Source organism: Mycobacterium sp. HUMS_12744610 (assembly GCF_041206865.1).
Taxonomy (GTDB): Bacteria; Actinomycetota; Actinomycetes; order Mycobacteriales; family Mycobacteriaceae; genus Mycobacterium; species Mycobacterium servetii.
The window spans coordinates 3,773,939-3,792,926 of sequence record NZ_JBGEDP010000001.1 but is presented as its reverse complement, the minus strand read 5'-3'; the positions used below and the strand labels follow the sequence as shown (position 1 = coordinate 3,792,926).

15 protein-coding genes and 1 pseudogene are annotated in these 18,988 nt (G+C 69.4%); 7 read left to right on the top strand and 9 right to left on the bottom strand.

Annotated elements, in window-relative coordinates:
• The first annotated feature begins 98 nt into the window (after positions 1-98).
• Entirely contained in the window at positions 99-923 is an 825-nt protein-coding gene (locus AB8998_RS18150; RefSeq protein ID WP_369739147.1) for a L,D-transpeptidase, read from the top strand.
• Positions 924-1,002: 79 nt separating this feature from the next.
• Here AB8998_RS18150 and AB8998_RS18145 read toward each other — a convergent pair whose 3' ends face one another.
• Both AB8998_RS18145 and AB8998_RS18140 read right to left on the bottom strand, forming a co-directional pair.
• The gene (locus AB8998_RS18145) at positions 1,003-2,235 is read right to left on the bottom strand and encodes an ISL3 family transposase (protein WP_369736917.1); all 1,233 of its coding nucleotides are present in this window, start codon (positions 2,233-2,235) and stop codon (positions 1,003-1,005) included.
• Positions 2,236-2,360: 125 nt separating this feature from the next.
• Entirely contained in the window at positions 2,361-2,933 is a 573-nt protein-coding gene (locus AB8998_RS18140) for a hypothetical protein (protein WP_369739146.1), read from the bottom strand.
• Positions 2,934-3,594: 661 nt separating this feature from the next.
• Here AB8998_RS18140 and gap point away from each other — a divergent pair.
• The 5 genes and pseudogenes from gap (at position 3,595) to ppc (ending at position 9,846) form a co-directional block, all read left to right on the top strand.
• Positions 3,595-4,614 carry a type I glyceraldehyde-3-phosphate dehydrogenase gene (gene gap, locus AB8998_RS18135; RefSeq protein ID WP_369739145.1) on the top strand — a complete coding sequence of 340 codons (1,020 nt, stop codon included), beginning with the start codon at positions 3,595-3,597 and terminating at the stop codon, positions 4,612-4,614.
• 4 nt (positions 4,615-4,618) lie between these two features.
• A pseudogene (locus tag AB8998_RS18130) lies at positions 4,619-5,848 on the top strand (phosphoglycerate kinase); the annotation flags it as partial.
• A gap of 1 nt (position 5,849) precedes the next feature.
• A complete protein-coding gene (tpiA, locus tag AB8998_RS18125) occupies positions 5,850-6,635 on the top strand; it encodes a triose-phosphate isomerase (RefSeq protein ID WP_369739144.1) in 786 nt (261 codons plus the stop codon).
• A 122-nt stretch (positions 6,636-6,757) separates the two neighbouring features.
• Positions 6,758-6,991, top strand: a complete 234-nt coding sequence (gene secG, locus AB8998_RS18120; RefSeq protein ID WP_369739143.1) for a preprotein translocase subunit SecG — start codon at positions 6,758-6,760, stop codon at positions 6,989-6,991.
• A gap of 47 nt (positions 6,992-7,038) precedes the next feature.
• Positions 7,039-9,846 (top strand): phosphoenolpyruvate carboxylase, encoded by a 2,808-nt coding sequence (ppc, locus tag AB8998_RS18115; RefSeq protein ID WP_369739142.1) that lies wholly within the window; start codon positions 7,039-7,041, stop codon positions 9,844-9,846.
• A gap of 8 nt (positions 9,847-9,854) precedes the next feature.
• Here the strand turns inward: ppc and AB8998_RS18110 are convergent, their stop codons facing one another.
• From AB8998_RS18110 to tkt, 6 genes are read right to left on the bottom strand one after another with little or no spacing between them, the layout of a single operon-like run.
• Positions 9,855-10,256, bottom strand: coding sequence for an ATPase (locus tag AB8998_RS18110; RefSeq protein ID WP_369741636.1), 402 nt, complete (start codon positions 10,254-10,256; stop codon positions 9,855-9,857).
• A gap of 16 nt (positions 10,257-10,272) precedes the next feature.
• On the bottom strand, positions 10,273-11,016 hold the full coding sequence (gene pgl / locus AB8998_RS18105) for a 6-phosphogluconolactonase (RefSeq protein ID WP_369739141.1): 744 nt from the start codon (positions 11,014-11,016) through the stop codon (positions 10,273-10,275).
• Positions 11,013-11,924, bottom strand: coding sequence for a glucose-6-phosphate dehydrogenase assembly protein OpcA (gene opcA, locus AB8998_RS18100; RefSeq protein WP_369739140.1), 912 nt, complete (start codon positions 11,922-11,924; stop codon positions 11,013-11,015). The genes pgl and opcA overlap by 4 nt, the downstream gene beginning before the upstream one ends.
• Positions 11,925-11,973: 49 nt before the next feature.
• Positions 11,974-13,518: a glucose-6-phosphate dehydrogenase gene (gene zwf / locus AB8998_RS18095; protein WP_369739139.1), complete on the bottom strand. Its 1,545-nt coding sequence runs from the start codon at positions 13,516-13,518 to the stop codon at positions 11,974-11,976.
• Complete coding sequence (gene tal, locus AB8998_RS18090) at positions 13,515-14,636, bottom strand: transaldolase (RefSeq protein WP_369739138.1); 1,122 nt, start codon at positions 14,634-14,636, stop codon at positions 13,515-13,517. Before tal ends, zwf begins: the two co-directional genes overlap by 4 nt.
• A 15-nt stretch (positions 14,637-14,651) precedes the next feature.
• A complete protein-coding gene (gene tkt / locus AB8998_RS18085; RefSeq protein WP_369739137.1) occupies positions 14,652-16,751 on the bottom strand; it encodes a transketolase in 2,100 nt (699 codons plus the stop codon).
• A gap of 260 nt (positions 16,752-17,011) precedes the next feature.
• On the opposite strand from tkt, the gene AB8998_RS18080 reads away from it, so the two are divergent.
• The gene (locus AB8998_RS18080) at positions 17,012-17,989 is read left to right on the top strand and encodes a heme o synthase (RefSeq protein WP_369739136.1); all 978 of its coding nucleotides are present in this window, start codon (positions 17,012-17,014) and stop codon (positions 17,987-17,989) included.
• Here the strand turns inward: AB8998_RS18080 and AB8998_RS18075 are convergent.
• The gene (locus AB8998_RS18075; RefSeq protein ID WP_369739135.1) at positions 17,986-18,975 is read right to left on the bottom strand and encodes a quinone oxidoreductase family protein; all 990 of its coding nucleotides are present in this window, start codon (positions 18,973-18,975) and stop codon (positions 17,986-17,988) included. The two genes, AB8998_RS18080 and AB8998_RS18075, sit on opposite strands and share 4 nt — an antisense overlap.
• Between the last annotated feature and the right edge of the window lie 13 nt (positions 18,976-18,988).

Sequence of the window (18,988 nt, the reverse complement as noted above, 5' to 3'; positions counted from 1 at the left end):
GCCTTGACCGAATCGCTCACGCGCCCTTGCGGTTCCACTCGCCACGGCACCCCTACGATCACTATTGCAACGATGTCAGTTACAAGGGAATTGGAGCCATGCGGACGGCTGTTCGGGGTGTTCTCACGGTCATCGGGGTCGCTGCGAGCGTGGTTGCGGGGCCGGCCGGCGTCAGCCAGGCGGCGGCCGCCCAGCCCGACCGGTTCGCCATCGCATCGGTGCTGCCGACCCGTGGCGAGGTGGTGGGGATTGCGCACCCGGTCGTAGTGACCTTCCGCGCGCCCGTGACCGGCTCGGCCGCGCGGCACGCGGCCGAGCGCGCCGTGGACGTCACCTCATCGCCCGCGCGGACCGGCACGTTCGAATGGCTCGACAACGACGTCGTGCAGTGGGTTCCCAACAGGTACTGGCCGGCGCACAGCACGGTGTCGTTGTCGGTGGGCGGCCCGCGCGGGCTTGCCGTGGACTTCCAGACCGGTCCCGCCGTCGTCGGCGTCGCCAGCATCTCGGACCACACGTTCACCGTGAGCATCGACGGAGCCGAGGCCGATCCGCCGACCCCGCTGCCGGCGCCGCACCACCGGCCCCACTGGGGGCAGGAGGGCGTGCTGCCGGCCTCGATGGGCAGGCCGGAGTTCCCGACGCCCACCGGCTCCTACACCGTTCTGTCCAAGGAACGTTCGGTGATCATGGACTCGAGCAGCGTCGGCATCCCCGTCGACGATCCCGACGGTTACCGCATCCCGGTTGACTACGCCGTCCGCATCACCAGCCGCGGCCTCTTCGTTCACTCGGCGCCGTGGGCCATCAACTCGCTCGGGCTGGACAACGTCAGCCACGGCTGCATCAGCCTGAGCCCGACCGACGCGGAGTGGTACTACAACACCGTCCACGTCGGTGACCCCGTCATCGTGCAGGAATAGCGCGCTTCAGGGAGCGGGCGGAACCTCTTGTTGCCGCCGAATGCCCGACAAAAAACGGCTCTTCTGGGAACTCCGTGGGTCATGGGATGGCCGGATAGAGCTGGAGCCCGCCGAGGTGGAAGTAGATCGCGGTCTTGAAGTGCTCGCGGTTGCGGTAGCCGCGGGCCGAAACCCGGATGGCCTGGATGCGTGAGTTCAGGCCCTCGGCACCGGCGTTGGTGATGCGGTGGGCGAAGTAGGACAACAGCCCCGCCTCGTGGCGCTTCAACGTCTTGGCCGCGTCGATGATCGGCTTGAGACGGCAGTGGGTGGCCCAGAAGTACCAGCGCTTAAAGTGTTTGGCTGCCCAGCCGCGACGCTGGTAGGACCAGAAGTGCCGCAGACTCTCCTTGATCGCCCATGCCCGAGCGGTTTTCAGGTCACCGGAGCGCAGCGTGGCGAAGCGGTCTTGGTGACGGTCGGGCAGGTTCTCCGCCGAATACAGCCACAGGTACTTGCTGCCGGCCAGGCTCTTATCGCCGGCCGCGGCCAGCGCCCGGTTCTCGGCCTTGCGCACGGTGTCCACGGCCTTGGTCAGGTAGCCCATCAGGTGGTAGCGGTCGAAGACGATCTTGTTCTCGGCGTCGCTCAGGTGCGCGCGCACCGAGGCGGCGAACGGCTCCCACATGTCCATTGCCACCGCCTCGATCCCGGCCAGCTGCTCGGGGGTGAACCGGTCGAAGTAGCCGTCCAGGCTGGCCTGGCGGCGTTCGTCGGCGATGTAGTCCACCGTGCCCGCGTCCAGGTCACTGACCACGGTGATGTAGTCCTGTCCCTTCCCGGCCGCCTTCTCATCGACCCCGACGTGGGCCGGCGCCACCAGCGGTTTGGCGGCCAGGCCGCGGGCCACCGCACGGTCCATCAGGTGCCACGCCTCGTCCCAGCTGACCCGCAGCAGCCCGGCCGCGGCCGCCACGTCGCACGCGGCGAGCACGTCGATGGCCAGCCGCTCAAACAACATGGTGAACCGCGAATGCGGCTCGGCCCACGGCAGCCGCACCTGATGCACCCCGTGCTCGGGACAGGCCACCCGCGGCGGGCTGGCATGCAGGAACGTCAGAAACGCACACGAGTCCAGATGCCGCCACGCCCGTTCCTCGCCATGGTCATACACCGACAGCTCGCGCTCGCAGTCCGGGCAGGCGAACCGGGTCCGGCCCGGATGCACGACCCAGACGTCCACCCGACCTTCCTGAGCCGACAGCTCCACCCGTTGCACCTCCCACGGCGCTACCAGTCCCAGCAGATGGCGGTACAACTCGGTGTCGCGCACACAGCACATCCTGCCGCCCTGCGCCCATCACGCCCAGACCAGACCCACAGAAAACCCGGAAGCGCCCAAAAAACGGACCCGCTGGTCGCAACCAGCGGGTCCGTTTGCGTCGGAAGGGATCGGCCTCAGCCTCCCGAAGGGCCGGGCAGGGCCGGCTGACCGGCAACCGGGCCGCCGGTCGGCGCCGGACCGGTCGGCGCGTCCTTGGCCCCGGCCATGTCGATGATGGGAGCGGCCGCGACCCCACCCACGGGAGCCCCGGCCAACGCCGGGCCGAGCGCGATCAGCGGGGCACCGGCCGGGACCACCGGCAGCGGGGCACCCAGCGGCAACGGGGCACCCAGCGGCAGCGGGGCACCCAGCGGCAGCGGGGCGCCCGCCGGTATCGGCGGCCCGAGCGCGATCAGCGGGGCGCCGACCGGAACCACCGGCCCCGGCGCGATCACCGGAACACCGGCCATGTCGGTGAGCGGAGCGCACGCCGGCGCACCGGCCGCGGCCGCCGCGCCGGCGGCCGCACCGGCCGCGGGTGCGCCGTCCGCAGCCGGGGCCGCGGCGTCACCCGCCTGATCCTGGACGCATGCATAACCGCCGGTTTTCAGGGGGGCGGCCGCCGCTTCCGGGCTCAACGCCATCGCTGCCCCGCACAACCCCACTCCGGCAACCATTTTGACGTTGAACCGATCAAAGACCGTCATCAAGTCGACTCCTTTATGAGCGCTCAGTATTTCGCAATCAAGTGGTGCAGCAGAACCGCATTAGCCGTACCCCCGCAGAGGTGTCTAGCCGACCGCCACGATTATTAGCAGCGCAGGTGCGACACGCACCGCGCCGCACCGCGCTGTTTCCAAATGGTGACGTAGCCGATTCCTGTCCGGTCAAAGTGGCGCGAATTAGTCGAAAAAAGGGGGCTGCGCGGGTGCCGCCTTCCGTCGGCGCCGACCATATTCGACTCGTTTTAGCTGGTCAATTCCAACGCAGGGTGCACCGGGCTTCGCCGGGGGCGCGGGCCCCGGCCGGGCATGCGTAAATGCGGGGCCGAATATCGATTATTTTCCGACCGACGATTCCGGCGGCGACAAAATCGATGCCGAGGAGTAATTATTCGGTTACCGCGGATGTTTTCTAATGTGGTATGGCGCGGTGGCGTCACGCCGGCCGGAATGATTTCGGAAAGCATCCCCGGTGGGCATTTTCGGAAGCGCGAGACGCCGCGCCCGCCGGGCGGTCGACCGCGGCGAAGGGTCCGCCGCTTCCACCGGCGGGATGGCGGCGCGCGTCGCTGATCTAGGCTGGCGGCAAAGCGCACTTCAGCGGACACAGCGCTCATCAGCGGACACGGAAGACAGGGAGAAAAAAGTGACGGTCCGAGTAGGCATCAACGGCTTCGGTCGAATCGGGCGAAACTTCTACCGGGCTTTGCTGGCGCAGCAGGCGCAGGGCACCGCGGACATGGAAGTGGTCGCCGTCAACGACATCACCGACAACCACACGCTGGCGCACCTGCTCAAGTTCGACTCGATCCTGGGCCGGCTGCCCTATGACGTCGGCCTGGAGGGCGAGGACACCATCGTCGTGGGCGACCGGAAGATCAAGGCGCTCGAGGTCCGGGAGGGCCCGGCCGCGCTGCCGTGGAGCGATCTCGGCGTCGACGTCGTCGTCGAATCCACCGGTCTGTTCACCAACGCGGCCAAGGCCAAGGGGCACCTGGACGCCGGCGCGAAGAAGGTCATCATCTCCGCGCCCGCCACCGACCCCGACATCACGATCGTTCTCGGTGTCAACGACGACAAGTACGACGGCAGCCAGAACATCATCTCCAACGCCTCCTGCACCACGAACTGCCTGGCACCGCTGGCCAAGGTGCTCAACGACGAGTTCGGCATCGTCCGGGGCCTGATGACCACCATCCACGCCTACACCCAGGACCAGAACCTGCAGGACGGCCCGCACAAGGACCTGCGGCGGGCCCGCGCCGCGGCGCTGAACATCGTGCCGACGTCCACCGGGGCGGCCAAGGCGATCGGCCTGGTGATGCCCGAACTGAAGGGCAAGCTGGACGGCTACGCGCTGCGGGTGCCGATCCCGACGGGCTCGGTGACCGACCTGACCGCCGAGCTGTCCAAGCCGGCCGGCGTCGAGGAGATCAACGCGGCGTTCAAGGCCGCCGCCGACGGCAGGCTCAAAGGCATCCTGAAGTACTACGACGCGCCGATCGTCTCCAGCGACATCGTCACCGACCCGCACAGCTCGATCTTCGACTCCGGCCTGACCAAGGTGATCGACAACCAGGCCAAGGTGGTGTCGTGGTACGACAACGAGTGGGGTTACTCCAACCGCCTCATCGACCTGGTCGCCCTGGTCGGCAAGTCGCTGTAGACCCGTGGCCGTCCCCACTCTGGAAAACCTTCTGTCGGAAGGTGTTTCGGGTCGTGCCGTGCTGGTGCGCTCCGATCTGAACGTGCCGCTCGACGAGAGCGGCGCCATCACCGATCCCGGCCGGATCACCGCCTCGGTACCCACCCTGACCGCACTGCTCGACGCCGGCGCCAAGCTGGTGATCGCCGCCCACCTGGGCCGGCCCAAGGGTGGCCCGGACCCGAAGCTGTCGCTGGCACCGGTCGCCGCGGCCCTGGGCGAGCAGCTGGACCGGCACGTGCAGCTGGCCGGGGATGTGGTCGGCGTCGACGCGCTGGCCCGCGCCGAGGGCCTCACCGACGGCGACGTCCTGCTGCTGGAGAACGTCCGCTTCGACGCGCGGGAGACCAGCAAGGACGACGCCGAACGACTCGCCCTGGCCCGCGAGCTGGCCGAACTGGTCGGGCCCACCGGGGCTTTCGTCTCCGACGGTTTCGGCGTGGTGCACCGCAAGCAGGCGAGCGTCTACGACGTGGCCACCCTGCTGCCGCACTATGCCGGCACGCTGGTGGCCGAGGAGATCCGGGTGCTGCAGCAGCTCACCAGCTCCACCAAGCGGCCCTACGCGGTGGTGCTCGGCGGGTCGAAGGTGTCCGACAAGCTCGGGGTGATCGAGTCGTTGGCCACCAAGGCCGACAGCATCGTCATCGGCGGCGGTATGTGCTTCACTTTCCTCGCCGCACAAGGGCTTTCGGTGGGCAAGTCGTTGCTGCAAGAAGAGATGGTGCAGACCTGCCGCAGGCTGCTCGACGACTATCACGACGTGCTGCGCCTGCCGGTGGACATCGTGGTGGGCGAGAAGTTCGCCGCCGAGGCGACCCCGCGGACCGTGCCCGCCGACGCCATCCCGGACGACGCGATGGGGCTGGACATCGGGCCGGGCTCGGTCAAACGGTTCGCCACGTTGCTGTCCAACGCCAGCACCGTCTTCTGGAACGGTCCGATGGGCGTGTTCGAGTTCCCGGCGTTCGCCGCGGGCACCAAGGGGGTCGCCGAGGCGATCGCCGCGGCTACCGGCAAGGGCGCGTTCAGCGTCGTCGGTGGCGGCGACTCGGCGGCCGCGGTGCGCGCCCTGGGCATCCCCGAAGGGGACTTCTCGCACATCTCCACCGGCGGCGGCGCCTCGCTGGAATACCTGGAGGGCAAGACGCTGCCGGGCATCGAGGTGCTCGGCCGGCCCCAGCCTGGAGGCGGTCATGAGCCGCAAGCCGCTGATCGCCGGCAACTGGAAGATGAACCTCAACCACTTCGAGGCGATCGCGCTGGTGCAGAAGATCGCGTTCGCGCTGCCGGACAAGTACTACGACAAGGTCGACGTCACGGTCATCCCGCCGTTCACCGACCTGCGCAGCGTGCAGACCCTGGTCGACGGCGACAAGCTGCGCCTGACCTACGGCGCCCAGGACCTGTCCCAGCACGACGCGGGCGCCTATACCGGCGACATCAGCGGCGCCTTCCTGGCAAAGCTGGGCTGCACCTTCGTCGTCGTCGGGCACTCCGAGCGGCGCACCTACCACCACGAGGACGACGCGCTGGTCGCCGCCAAGGCCGCCGCCGCGCTCAAGAACGAGCTGACCCCGATCGTCTGCATCGGCGAGCACCTCGACGTCCGCGAGGCGGGAAACCACGTCGCCCACAACGTCGAGCAGCTGCACGGCTCGCTGGCCGGGCTCTCGGCCGAGCAGATCGGCAAGGTCGTCATCGCCTATGAGCCGGTGTGGGCGATCGGCACCGGGCGGGTGGCCAGCGCCGCCGACGCCCAGGAGGTGTGCGCGGCGATCCGCGCGGAGCTGGCCTCGCTGGCCTCACCGCAGGTCGCCGAATCCGTGCGCGTGCTCTACGGCGGCTCCGTGAACGCCAAGAACGTCGGCGAGCTCGTCGCCCGCGACGACATCGACGGCGGACTGGTCGGTGGGGCGTCGCTCGACGGCGAGCAGTTCGCGACGCTGGCGGCGATCGCTGCCGGCGGGCCGCTTCCCTAGCGGGGCCCCTGACCGCGGCGGCGGCCCTGCGCGCCGACCCGCAGGTGGGCCGGTCAGCACGACGAGCCGACTCGGACAAGGGCAAGGGAGGCGCCCGGTCCCCACCCGCTAGACTCCCAGCCATGGAGTTGGCCCTGCAGATCACCCTGGTCGTCACCAGCATCCTGGTGGTGTTGCTGGTGCTGCTGCACCGCGCCAAGGGTGGCGGCCTGTCGACGCTGTTCGGCGGCGGCGTGCAGTCCAGCCTGTCCGGGTCGACGGTGGTCGAGAAGAACCTCGACCGGCTGACGCTGTTCATCGTCGGCATCTGGCTGGTGTGCATCGTCGGAATGGCCCTGCTCATCAAGTACCGCTGACCTCTCTCGGCGGGCGGGCCCGGTGGTCTCCACCGATACTGGAACCCATGGTTGAGGTATCCGATACCGCGCTGGCCCCGATCGGCGCCGTGCAGCGGACCCAGGTCGGCCGCGAGGCGACCGAGCCGATGCGCGCCGACATCCGCCTGCTGGGCGCCATCCTCGGCGACACCGTGCGCGAGCAGAGCGGCGACGAGGTGTTCGACCTCGTGGAACGCGCCCGGGTGGAGTCGTTCCGGGTGCGGCGCTCCGAGATCGACCGGGCGGACATGTCGCGCATGTTCTTCGGGCTCGACATCCACCGGGCGATCCCGGTGATCCGGGCGTTCAGCCATTTCGCGCTGCTTGCCAACGTCGCCGAAGACATCCACCGGGAGCGCCGGCGCGCGGTCCACGTGGCCGCCGGGGAGCCGCCGCAGGACAGCAGCCTGGCCGCCACCTACGCGAAACTCGAAGCCGCCGAACTGGATTCGGCAACCGTCGCCGACGCGTTGCGGGGCGCGCTGGTCTCCCCGGTGATCACCGCCCATCCGACCGAGACACGGCGGCGCACCGTGTTCGTCACCCAGCACCGCATCACCGAGCTGATGCGGCTGCACGCCGACGGGCGCACCGAGACCGCCGACGGGCGCAGCATCGAACGCGAACTGCGCCGGCACGTCCTGACGCTGTGGCAGACCGCGCTCATCCGGTTGTCGCGGCTGCAGATCTCCGACGAGATCGAGGTGGGGCTGCGGTATTACCCGGCGGCGTTGTTCGAGGTGATCCCGCAGGTCAACGCGGAGGTCCGGGCCGCGCTGCGCGCCCGCTGGCCCGGCACCGACCTGCTGTCCGGGCCCCTGCTCCAACCCGGGTCGTGGATCGGCGGCGACCGCGACGGCAATCCCAACGTGACCGCCGACGTCGTGCGCCTGGCCACCGGCAGCGCCGCGTTCACCGCGCTGGCCCACTACCTGTCCGAGCTGACGGACCTCGAGCAGGAGCTTTCGATGTCGGCGCGGCTGGTGGCGGTGACCGACGCGCTGGCGGCGTTGGCCGACGGCTGCCGCGAACAGGCCCGCGCCGACGAGCCCTACCGGCGGGCGCTGCGGGTGATCCGCGGGCGGCTCACCGCCACCGCGTCCCACATCTTGGACAGGCGGCCGCAACACGGGCTCGACCTGGGGCTGGCGCCTTACGGCACGCCGGCCGAGTTGCGGGCCGACCTGGACACGATCGATGCCTCGCTGCGGTCGCACGGCAGCGCGCTGCTGGCCGACGACCGCCTGGCGCTGCTGCGGGAGGGTGTGCACGCTTTCGGGTTTCACCTGTGCGGCCTGGACCTGCGGCAGAACTCCGACGTGCACGAACAGGTGGTCGCCGAGCTGCTGGCGTGGGCGGGGGTGCACCCCGACTACGGCTCGTTGCCCGAAGCGGAGCGGGTCGCACTGCTGGTCGGCGAGCTCGCCACCCGCCGGCCGCTGGTCGGTGAGCGCGCGCAACTATCCGACCTGGCCCGCGGCGAGCTGGGCGTCGTCGCGGCCGCCGCCCACGCGATCCGGACCTACGGCCCCGCCGCGGTGCCCAACTACGTCATCTCGATGTGCCGGTCGGTCTCCGACGTCCTGGAGGCCGCGATCCTGCTCAAGGAGGCCGGCCTGCTGGACGCCTCCGGGCCCGAACCCTACTGCCCGGTGGCGATCTCGCCGCTGTTCGAGACGATCGACGACCTGCACAACGGCGCGGCGACCCTGCACGCCATGCTCGGGCTCCCCCTCTACCGGGCACTGGTGGCTGCGCGGGGGGACTGCCAGGAGGTGATGCTCGGCTACTCCGACTCCAACAAGGACGGCGGCTATCTGGCAGCCAACTGGGCGGTCTACCGCGCCGAGCTCGCGCTGGTGGAGGTGGCCCGCAACGCCGGAATCCGGTTGCGACTCTTCCATGGTCGCGGCGGCACCGTCGGCCGCGGCGGCGGTCCGAGCTACCAGGCCATCCTGGCGCAGCCGCCCGGCGCGGTGAGCGGTTCGCTGCGGCTCACCGAGCAGGGCGAGGTCATCGCCGCCAAATACGCCGAGCCGCGCACGGCGCGGCGCAACCTGGAGAGCCTGGTGGCGGCGACGCTCGAGTCGACGCTGCTCGACGTCGAGGGCCTCGGTGACACCGCGGAGCCGGCGTACGCGCTGCTCGACGAGGTGGCCGCGCTGGCGCGGCGCGCCTACGCCGAACTGGTCCACGAGACACCGGGTTTCGTGGAGTACTTCATGTCCTCCACCCCGGTCAGCGAGATCGGGTCGCTGAACATCGGCAGCCGCCCGACCTCGCGGAAGCCCACCGCCTCGATCGCCGACCTGCGCGCCATCCCGTGGGTGCTGGCCTGGAGCCAGTCCCGGGTGATGCTGCCGGGCTGGTACGGCACCGGAACGGCGTTCGAGCGCTGGATCTCGGCGGGCCCGGAGACCGAGGACGAGCGGGTGGAGACCTTGCACGACCTGTACCGCCGGTGGCCGTTCTTCCGCAGCGTGCTGTCGAACATGGCGCAGGTGCTGGCCAAGAGCGATCTGGGCCTGGCGGCCCGCTACGCCGAGCTGGTGGACGACGAGTCGTTGCGGCACCGGGTGTTCGACAAGATCGTCGCCGAGCACGAACGGACCATCGCGATGCACAAGCTCATCACGGGGCAGGACGACCTGCTGGCCGACAACCCGGCGTTGGCGCGCTCGGTGTTCAACCGCTTCCCGTACCTGGAGCCGCTGAACCACCTGCAGGTGGAGTTGCTGCGCCGCTACCGCTCCGGCGACGACGACGAGTTGGTGCAGCGCGGCATCCTGTTGACGATGAACGGCCTGGCCAGCGCGCTGCGCAACAGCGGGTGACGCGTCGGCTAGCGCACCGTCCGGTTGCGCAGCCGGTCCAGTACGCCGCGCACCGCGTGCTCGGTGACCGACAGGGGCGAGATCAGCGTCTCGCCGACTTTGACCATGTCGTCGATCCGGTCGACGATCGCCTCCACGGGTTCGACCAGCCCGAGCAGCCGCTTGGCCAGGTCGTCGAGGCTGGACAGCGTGCCGTCCAGATGGTCCAGGCCGTTTTCCATGCGTTCGACGGTGGCGTTCAGCGCCGACAGTGAGCTACTGAGCTCCGTCATGGTCCTGTTCAGGCTGTCGAGGACGTCTCCGACCTGCTCCACCGTCTTGTCGGCGTTGAGCGCCGCCTGGGTGAGCGTCTTGATCCGGTTTCGCTCCGGGGGCCCGCCGCGAACCGTTTTGTCTGCCATGACGGTGATTATCCGTCGTCCGCGGTCAGCCCGGAAGTTTGGACGCGGCCGCCTCGTCGAGCAACCACAGGGTGGTTTCGAGGCCGACGGCCCCGGCGGCCGGGACCGAGGCGGGCGGGGCGCCGCCGACGGCGGCGGCCACCGCATCTGCCTTGGCCTCCCCGGAGACGATCAGCCAGACCTCACGGGAGCGCTGAACCGCGGGCAGGGTCAAGGTGATTCGTTGCGGCGGGGGTTTGGGGGAGTTGTCGACCGGGACCACCATGCGGGTGGTTTCGCGCACCGCCGGGGTCTCCGGGAACAGCGAGTTGACGTGGCCCTCGGGCCCCATGCCCAGCAGGTGGACGTCGAAGTTGGGCACCGGCTGCCCGGGTGCGGCGTTGGCCGCCAGCAACTGCTCGTAGGCGAGCGCCGCGGCGGCTATGTCATCGCCGAACTCCCCGTCGCTAGCCGGCATGGGATGTATGTTGCTGCAAGGGATTTCGATGTGGTCGAGCAGCGCCTCGCGCGCCTGTTTGTCGTTGCGCTCGTCGTCGCTTTCGGGCACGTAGCGTTCGTCGCCCCAGAACAGGTGCACGTTGGTCCAGTCTATCCGGTCCGCTTCCCGGCCGAGCCGCCGCAGCAGGTCGATGCCGTTGCTGCCGCCGGTGAGCACCAGCATGGCCCGTCCCCGGGCCATCATGGCGCTCTGGACGGAGTCGACGAGCCGGCTGACGGCGGCCTCGAGCAACTCCTGGGTCTGCGGGAAAACCTCGACCACGGTATTCATGCGTACTGCACCTTGCCTATTCCCTCCAACGCGGCGAAATAGATTTCGTCGGGGTCCAGCCGGCGCATGTCCTCGGCGAGGCACTCGCGGGTTTCCCGGCGCGCCAACGGAACCAGGGCATCCGGGCGTCCGGTCCGGCTCAGGGTGGCCGTCGTGCCCTCCTGGGGACGGCTCAGGGTGATGGTCTCGGTCGGGCGCTGCAACTCGACCTTGAGGTCGCCGACGACCCGGCGCACCGGCCCTTCGATCCGGCTGGCCAGCCACCCCGCCAGGAGGTCGAGCGCGGGTTCGGTGCGCAGACCCGAGACCAGGGCTGACTCGATCGGCTCGTACGGCGGCTGGTCGAGGGCCGAGGTCAGCAGCGCCCGCCAATAGGTGATGCGGGCCCACGCCAGGTCGGTGTCGCCGGCGGTGTAGCCGGGCAGCCGGCTCTTGATCGCAGAGAGGGGGTCCTGCCCGTTGGTGGCGTCGGTGATGCGACGGATCGCCAACTTACCCAACGGATCCCGGGCAGGCACCGCCGGCGCGATGTCGGGCCACCACACCACCACCGGGATGTCGGGCAGCAGGAACGGGATGACGACACTGTCGGCGTGGCGCGCCAGCGGTCCGGACAGCCGCAGCACCACCGTTTCGCCGGCGGTGGAGTCGCCTCCGGCGCGCAGCTGGGCGTCCAGCCGGGCGCCGGAGGCCTCGGCGTCGCCGGTCATCACCACGAGCACCCGCATCGGGTGTTCGTGGCTGGCGTCGTTCGCGGCCTCGATGCACTCCTCGAGCAGGGCCTCGTTCTCCGAGGCGATGATCAGGGTTCCGACCCGGCCCATCGTCACGGCGCCGACCTGCTCGCGCAGCTCGTCGAGTTTCTTGTTGACCGCGTTGGTGCTGGTGTCGAGCAGGTCGACAATCATCTGCGCCACTCCTCAGCATCGCTGCGCTCTGCATCGTCGTCGGCGCGAATCATGGCCGCCGCCATTCCCGGCCGGTTCGGCGCAGCATCTCGAACGCCGACTCCGGGCCCCAGGTGCCCGCCTCGTACGGGTCGGGCTTGCCGTGGGTGGCCCAATAGTCCAGCACGGGATCGAGGATGCGCCAAGCCAGTTCGACCTCGTCGTTCACCGGGAACAGGGACGGCTCACCCAGCAGGACGTCCAGGATCAGCCGCTCGTAGGCCTCGGGTGAATCCTCCGCGAAGGCCGAGCCGTAGGAGAAGTCCATGTTGACGTCGCGCACTTCCATCGCGCTGCCCGGCACCTTGGAACCGAACCGCAGGGTGATGCCCTCGTCGGGCTGGACCCGGATCACCATGGCGTTGGTGCCCAGTTCGTCGGTCATGGTCGCGTCGAACGGCAGGTGCGGGGCGCGCTTGAACACGAGAGCGATCTCGGTCACCCTGCGGCCCAGGCGTTTTCCGGTGCGCAGGTAGAACGGCACACCGGCCCAGCGGCGGGTGTCGACCTCGAGGGTGATCGCGGCGAACGTCTCGGTGGTGGAGTCCGCGGAGAAGCCCTCCTCGTCGAGCAGCCCGACCACCTGCTCGCCGCCCTGCCAGCCCGCCGCGTACTGGCCGCGGCTGCTCGTCTCGTTCAGCGGCTGCGCGAGCTGGGTCGCCGAGAGCACCTTGATCTTCTCGGCCTGCAGCGCCACCGGGTTGAAGCTGACCGGCTCCTCCATCGCGGTCAGCGCCAGCAGCTGCATCAGGTGGTTCTGGATGACGTCGCGGGCGGCACCGATGCCGTCGTAGTAGCCGGCGCGCCCGCCCAGCCCGATGTCCTCGGCCATGGTGATCTGAACGTGGTCGACGTAGTGGGAGTTCCAGACGGGGTCCCACAGCTGGTTGGCGAACCGCAGCGCCAGGATGTTCTGCACCGTCTCCTTGCCCAGGTAGTGGTCGATGCGGAACACCGACTCCTCCGGGAATACTGCGTTGACCACGTGGTTGAGTTCCTGCGCGCTGTGCAGGTCGTGGCCGAAGGGCTTCTCGATGACCACCCGGCTCCAGCTGCCGTCCTGGGCGTTGGCCAGCCCGGACTTGCGCAGCTGGTCACAGACCACGGGGAAGGATTTGGGCGGGATCGCCAGGTAGAAGGCGTGGTTGCCGCCGATGCCGCGTTCGACGTCGAGCTTCTCCAGCGTGACGGCCAGTCGCCCGAAGGCGACGGCGTCGTCGAATTCGCCTCGCACGAAACGCAATCCATCGGCCAGCCGCTCCCATATCGACTGACGGAATGGGGTGCGGCAGTGCTGCTTGACCGAGTCGTGGACCACCTGCGCGAAATCGTCGTGGTCCCAGTTGCGGCGGGCGAAGCCCACCAGCGAGAAGGTCGGGGGCAGCAGGCCACGGTTGGCCAGGTCGTAGATGGCCGGCACGACCTTCTTGTGGGCCAGGTCCCCGGTGACGCCGAACAGCACCATGGCGCACGGACCCGCGATCCTGGGCAGACGTTTGTCGTTGGGGTCCCGTAACGGATTACGCCACTGTGCGGCCTCGGCGCCACGGCTCATTTGTCGGCGGAACCCAGTTGTTTCTGCGTCTCGTCGAGTAGCTGGTTCCAGGAGTCCACGAACTTCTCGACCCCTTCGTTCTCCAGGACCGCGAACACGTCGGTCAGGTCGATGCCGACCTGCTCCAGGTCGTCGAACACCTGCTGGGCGGCCGCGGCGGTGCCGCTGACCGTGTCGCCCTTGACCTCTCCGTGGTCGGCGACGGCGTCGATCGTGGGTTCCGGCATGGTGTTCACCGTGTTCGGCGCCACCAGTTCGGTCACGTAGAGGGTATCGGGGTAGGCGGGGTTCTTCACACCGGTGGACGCCCACAATGGGCGCTGCACGCGGGCGCCGGCGGACTTGAGCGCCCCATAGCGCTCGCCGCCCTCGAAGACCTCCTGGTAGGCCGCGTAGGCCAGCCGGGCGTTGGCGACCCCGGCCTTGCCGCGCAGCGCCAGCGCCTGCTCGGAGCCGATCTTGTCCAGCCTCTTGTCGATCTCGGTGTCCACACGGGACACGAAAAACGACGCCACGGAATGGATCTTGGACAGGTCGTGGCCGGCTTCGCGGGCCTTCTCCAGCCCGGTCAGATACGCGTCCATGACCTCGCGGTGCCGTTCGACGGAGAAGATCAGCGTGACGTTGACCGAGATTCCTTCCGCCAGCGTGGCGGTGATGGCCGGCAGGCCGGCCTTGGTGGCGGGGATCTTGATGAGCAGGTTCGGGCGGTCGACGATCTTCCACAGCTCGACGGCCTGCGCGATGGTCTTGTCCGTCTCGTTGGCCAGCCGCGGGTCGACCTCGATCGACACCCGGCCGTCGACGCCCCGGGTGGCTTCCCACAGCGGAGTGAACACGTCGCAGGCGTTGCGCACGTCGTCGGTGGTGACGGTGCGGATCGTGGCGTCCACGTCGGCGCCGCGTTCGGCCAGCTCGGCGATCTGGCCGTCGTAGGCGTCGCCCTCGGCCAGCGCCTTCTGGAAGATCGACGGGTTGGTGGTCACGCCGACGACACTCTTGGTGTCGATCAGCTCCTGCAGGTTGCCCGACTGCAGCCGGTCCCGCGAGAGGTCATCGAGCCAGACGGATACGCCGGCGGCGGACAGCGCCGCGAGGTTCGGGTTCTGAGTGGTCATGGGAATCGCCCTTTCTCAGTTGTCGACTACCTGTTCCGCGGCGGCGGCGACGGCCTCAGCGGTGAAGCCGAACTCACGGAACAAAGTCTTGTAATCGGCGGACTCGCCGTAGTGTTCGATCGAGACGATCTTGCCGGTGTCGCCGACCAGCTTGTGCCAGCTCTGCGCGATGCCGGCCTCGACGGCCACCCGCGCCGACACGGACGGCGGCAGCACGCTGTCGCGGTAATCCGAGGGTTGCGACTCGAACCACTCCACGCACGGCATCGAGACTACCCGCGCGACGATGTCCTTGTCCGCCAACAACTTCTGGGCCGCGACGGCGAGCTGGACCTCGGAGCCGGTGGCGATCAGCACGACGTCGGGCTCCTCGCCGTCCTCGGCGCCGTCGTCGCCCAGGACGTAGCCGCCGCGGGCGACGCCCTCCGGGCTGGTGCCCTCGAGCACCGGCACGCCCTGGCGGGTCAGGATCAGGCCCACCGGTCCGCTGCCGTTGCCGCGGGCCAGGATCGAGCGCCACGCGTAGGCCGTCTCGTTGGCGTCGGCGGGCCGCACCACCGACAGCCGGGGGATCGCCCGCAGTGCAGCCAGGTGCTCGATCGGCTGGTGGGTCGGCCCGTCCTCGCCGAGCCCGATCGAGTCGTGGGTCCACACGTAGATGGTGTCGATGTCCATCAGCGCGGCGAGCCGCACCGCCGGGCGCATGTAGTCGGAGAACTGCAGGAAGGTGCCGCCGTAGGCCCGCGTCGGGCCGTGCAGCACGATCCCGGACAGGATGGCGCCCATCGCGTGCTCGCGAACGCCGAAGTGCAGCGTGCGGCCGTACCAGCCGGCGGTGTACTCCTTGGTCGAAATCGCCGGCGGGCCAAAGGAAGTGGCGCCCTTCATGGTAGTGTCGTTGCTCCCGGCCAGGTCGGCCGAACCGCCCCACAACTCGGGCAGTTTGGGACCCACGGCCGACAGCACCGCCCCGGACGCCTTACGGGTGGCCACCGCGTCGCCGCCGGTCTCCCAGTGCGGCAGGTCGGCGTCCCAGCCGTCGGGCAGTTGCCCGGCGGTGAGTCGGTCCAGCAGCGCCTTGCGGTCCGGCTCGCGCTGGGCCCAGGCCTCGAAGTCGGCCTGCCAGCGTTCGTGCGCCTCCTTGCCCCGGCCCACCAGCCCGCGGGTGTGGGTGATGACGTCCTCGCGCACCTCGAACTTCTTGTTCGGGTCGAAGCCGAGGGCCTCCTTGACGGCCGCCACCTCCTCGTCGCCGAGGGCGGCGCCGTGCGCCTTGCCGGTGTTCATCAGGTTGGGGGCGGGGTAGCCGATGATGGTGCGCAGCGAGATGAACGACGGCCGGTCGGTGACGGCTTTCGCGTTGGCGATGGCCTCCTCGATGGCGACGACGTTCTCGCCGCCCTCCACCTCTTGGACGTGCCAGCCGTAGGCGCGATAACGGGCCGCGGTGTCCTCGCACATCGCGATGTCGGTGTCGTCCTCGATCGAGATCTGGTTGTGGTCGTAGAACACGATCAGGTTGCCCAGCTGCTGCACGGCCGCCAGCGACGACGCCTCCGAGGTGACGCCCTCCTCGATGTCCCCGTCGGAGGCGATCACGTAGATGAAGTGGTCGAACGGGCTGGTGCCCGGTTCGGCGTCGGGGTCGAACAGGCCACGCTCGTAGCGGGCCGCCATCGCCATCCCGACCGCCGAGGCCAGCCCCTGGCCGAGCGGGCCGGTGGTGATCTCCACGCCCCGGGTGTGCCGGAACTCAGGGTGCCCCGGGGTCTTGGACCCCCAGGTGCGCAGCGACTCGATGTCGGAGAGTTCCAGCCCGAAGCCGCCCAGATAGAGCTGGATGTAGAGGGTCAGGCTGCTGTGTCCGCAGGACAGGATGAACCGGTCGCGGCCCAGCCAGTTGGTGTCGCTGGGGTCGTGCCGCATCACCCGCTGGAACAGCGTGTAGGCCAGGGGCGCCAGGCTCATCGCCGTCCCGGGGTGGCCGTTGCCGACCTTCTGGACCGCATCGGCGGCCAGCACCCGCGCGGTGTCGACGGCGACCGAGTCGATCTCGGCCCAGTCATCGGGATGGTGTGGTTGGGTCAGCGCAGAGATCTCTTCGAGTGTTGTCACAGACTCAGTCCTTGGGGTCATCGAGCTGATCAATCTCAACCCTAGTGCGGGAGCGGCGGCTCTTGCAGTGCAAGATTTTGGGGTACCCACGGCCGGGCGTTGTGAAAATTACGCGCCGGCCGAACGCGCGGTGCAACCAGTCCCGCAATCGAGGGAGAAACATCAGTGAAGGGACCCTGCGGGCTCGCCACCCAGGGTGTGCGGTCTACCATCGTCTGTAGTAGATGCTGCGCGCCGCTGGGAACCCGAGGAGTTATTGCGTGAGCGTTCGCGGGCGCGTCGCGCCGAGCCGAAAAGCCGAGACCGCCCGGCCCGGGCCGTCGTCCGAGCCGTCGAAGGGCCCGGCGCGGAACCGGGTCATGGCCACGCTGCTGGCGTACCTGGCGCTGACCAAGCCGCGGGTCATCGAACTGCTGCTGGTCACCGCGATTCCCGCGATGCTGCTCGCCGCGCGCGGCACCGTGAACCCGCTGTTGATCCTCAACACACTGTTCGGGGGGATGCTGGCGGCCGGGGGCGCCAACACGCTCAACTGCGTCGCCGACGCGGACATCGACAAGGTGATGAAGCGGACCGCGCGCCGGCCCCTGGCGCGGGCCGCGGTGCCCACGCGAAACGCCCTGGTGTTCGGGCTGGTGCTGAGCGTGGGCTCGTTCTTCTGGCTGTGGTTGACCACCAACCTGCTGTCGGGGCTGCTGGCCGTCGCCACGATCGCGTTCTATGTGTTCGTCTACACGCTGCTGCTCAAGCGGCGGACGTCGCAGAACGTCGTGTGGGGCGGCGCGGCCGGCTGCATGCCGGTCATGATCGGGTGGTCGGCGGTCACCGGCACCATCGCGTGGCCGGCGCTGGTGATGTTCGCCATCATCTTCTTCTGGACACCGCCGCACACCTGGGCGCTGGCGATGCGCTACAAGGACGACTACAAGGCGGCCGGCGTGCCGATGCTGCCGGCCGTGGCGACCGAGCGCCAGGTCACCAAGCAGATCCTGATCTACACCTGGCTGACGGTGCTGACGACGCTGGCGCTGGCGCCGGCGGCGGGGTGGCTGTACGCGGCGGTGGCCGTGGCCGCCGGGGTGTGGTTCCTGGCGATGGCCCACCAGCTGTACGCCGGGGTCCGCGCCGGCCAGCCCGTCAAACCGCTGCGGCTGTTCCTGCAGTCCAACAATTACCTGGCGGTGGTGTTCTGCGCGCTGGCGGTCGACTCGGCCCTCGCGCTGCCGACGCTGTTCTAGCGCGATGGCGGCCAGGGCAGTAGCACGATAGAGCCCGCGGTGCGGCGGCCCTGCAGATCCTGGTGGGCGCGGGCCGCTTCGGCGAGGGGGTACCGGCCCCCGACCTGCACGGAGATGGCCCCGCTGCCGATCGCATCGAACAGTTCGGTCGCCCGCCGGGCGAACTCGTCGCGGGTGCGGATGAAGTGGACCAGCGAGGGGCGGGTGAGGTACACCGACCCGGCCGCGTTGAGCCGCTGCGGATCGACGGGCGGAACCGGTCCGCTGGCGGCGCCGAACAGCGCCAGGGTGCCGCGCACCGCCAGGCTGGCCAGGCTGGCGTCGAACGTGCTCGCGCCCACGCCGTCGTAGACCGCCGCCACCCCCGCGCCGCCCGTCAGCTCGCGGATCCGCCGGCCGAATCCGGCGGCGTCGTCAGGATAGGAGAGCACCTCGGCGGCTCCGGCGTCCCTCGACATCCGCTCCTTCTCCGGCGTCGAGACCGTGGTGATCACCCGGGCGCCCAGCAGGCGCGCCCACTGCGTCAGGAGCAGCCCGACCCCGCCGGCGCCCGCGTGCACCAGCACGGTGTCGCCGCTTTGCACGGGATACACCGACTTCAGCAGGTAATGGGCGGTCAGGCCCTTCAGCAACACCGAGGCCGCCACATCGGATGCCACCCCGCCCGGCACCTTCGCGGTCAGCGCGGCCGGTGCGGTGGCGTATTCGGCGTAGCCCCCGGACACCGCGGCGCTGACCACCCGATCGCCGTCGCTGAAACCGTCCACCCCCTCGCCGGCGCCGACGACCGTGCCGCACATCTCCTGGCCGAGGATGAACGGCAACTCGCGCGGGTACTGGCCCGAGCGGAAGTAGGTGTCGATGTAGTTCACGCCGATGGCCTCAGCCTCGATCAGCAGCTCGCCGGGACCCGGGTTGGGCCGTGGGGTGTCGACGTAACGCAGGACCTCCGGGCCGCCTGTGTCGGCGACTTCTATTGCGTGCATGGGCCTATCATGC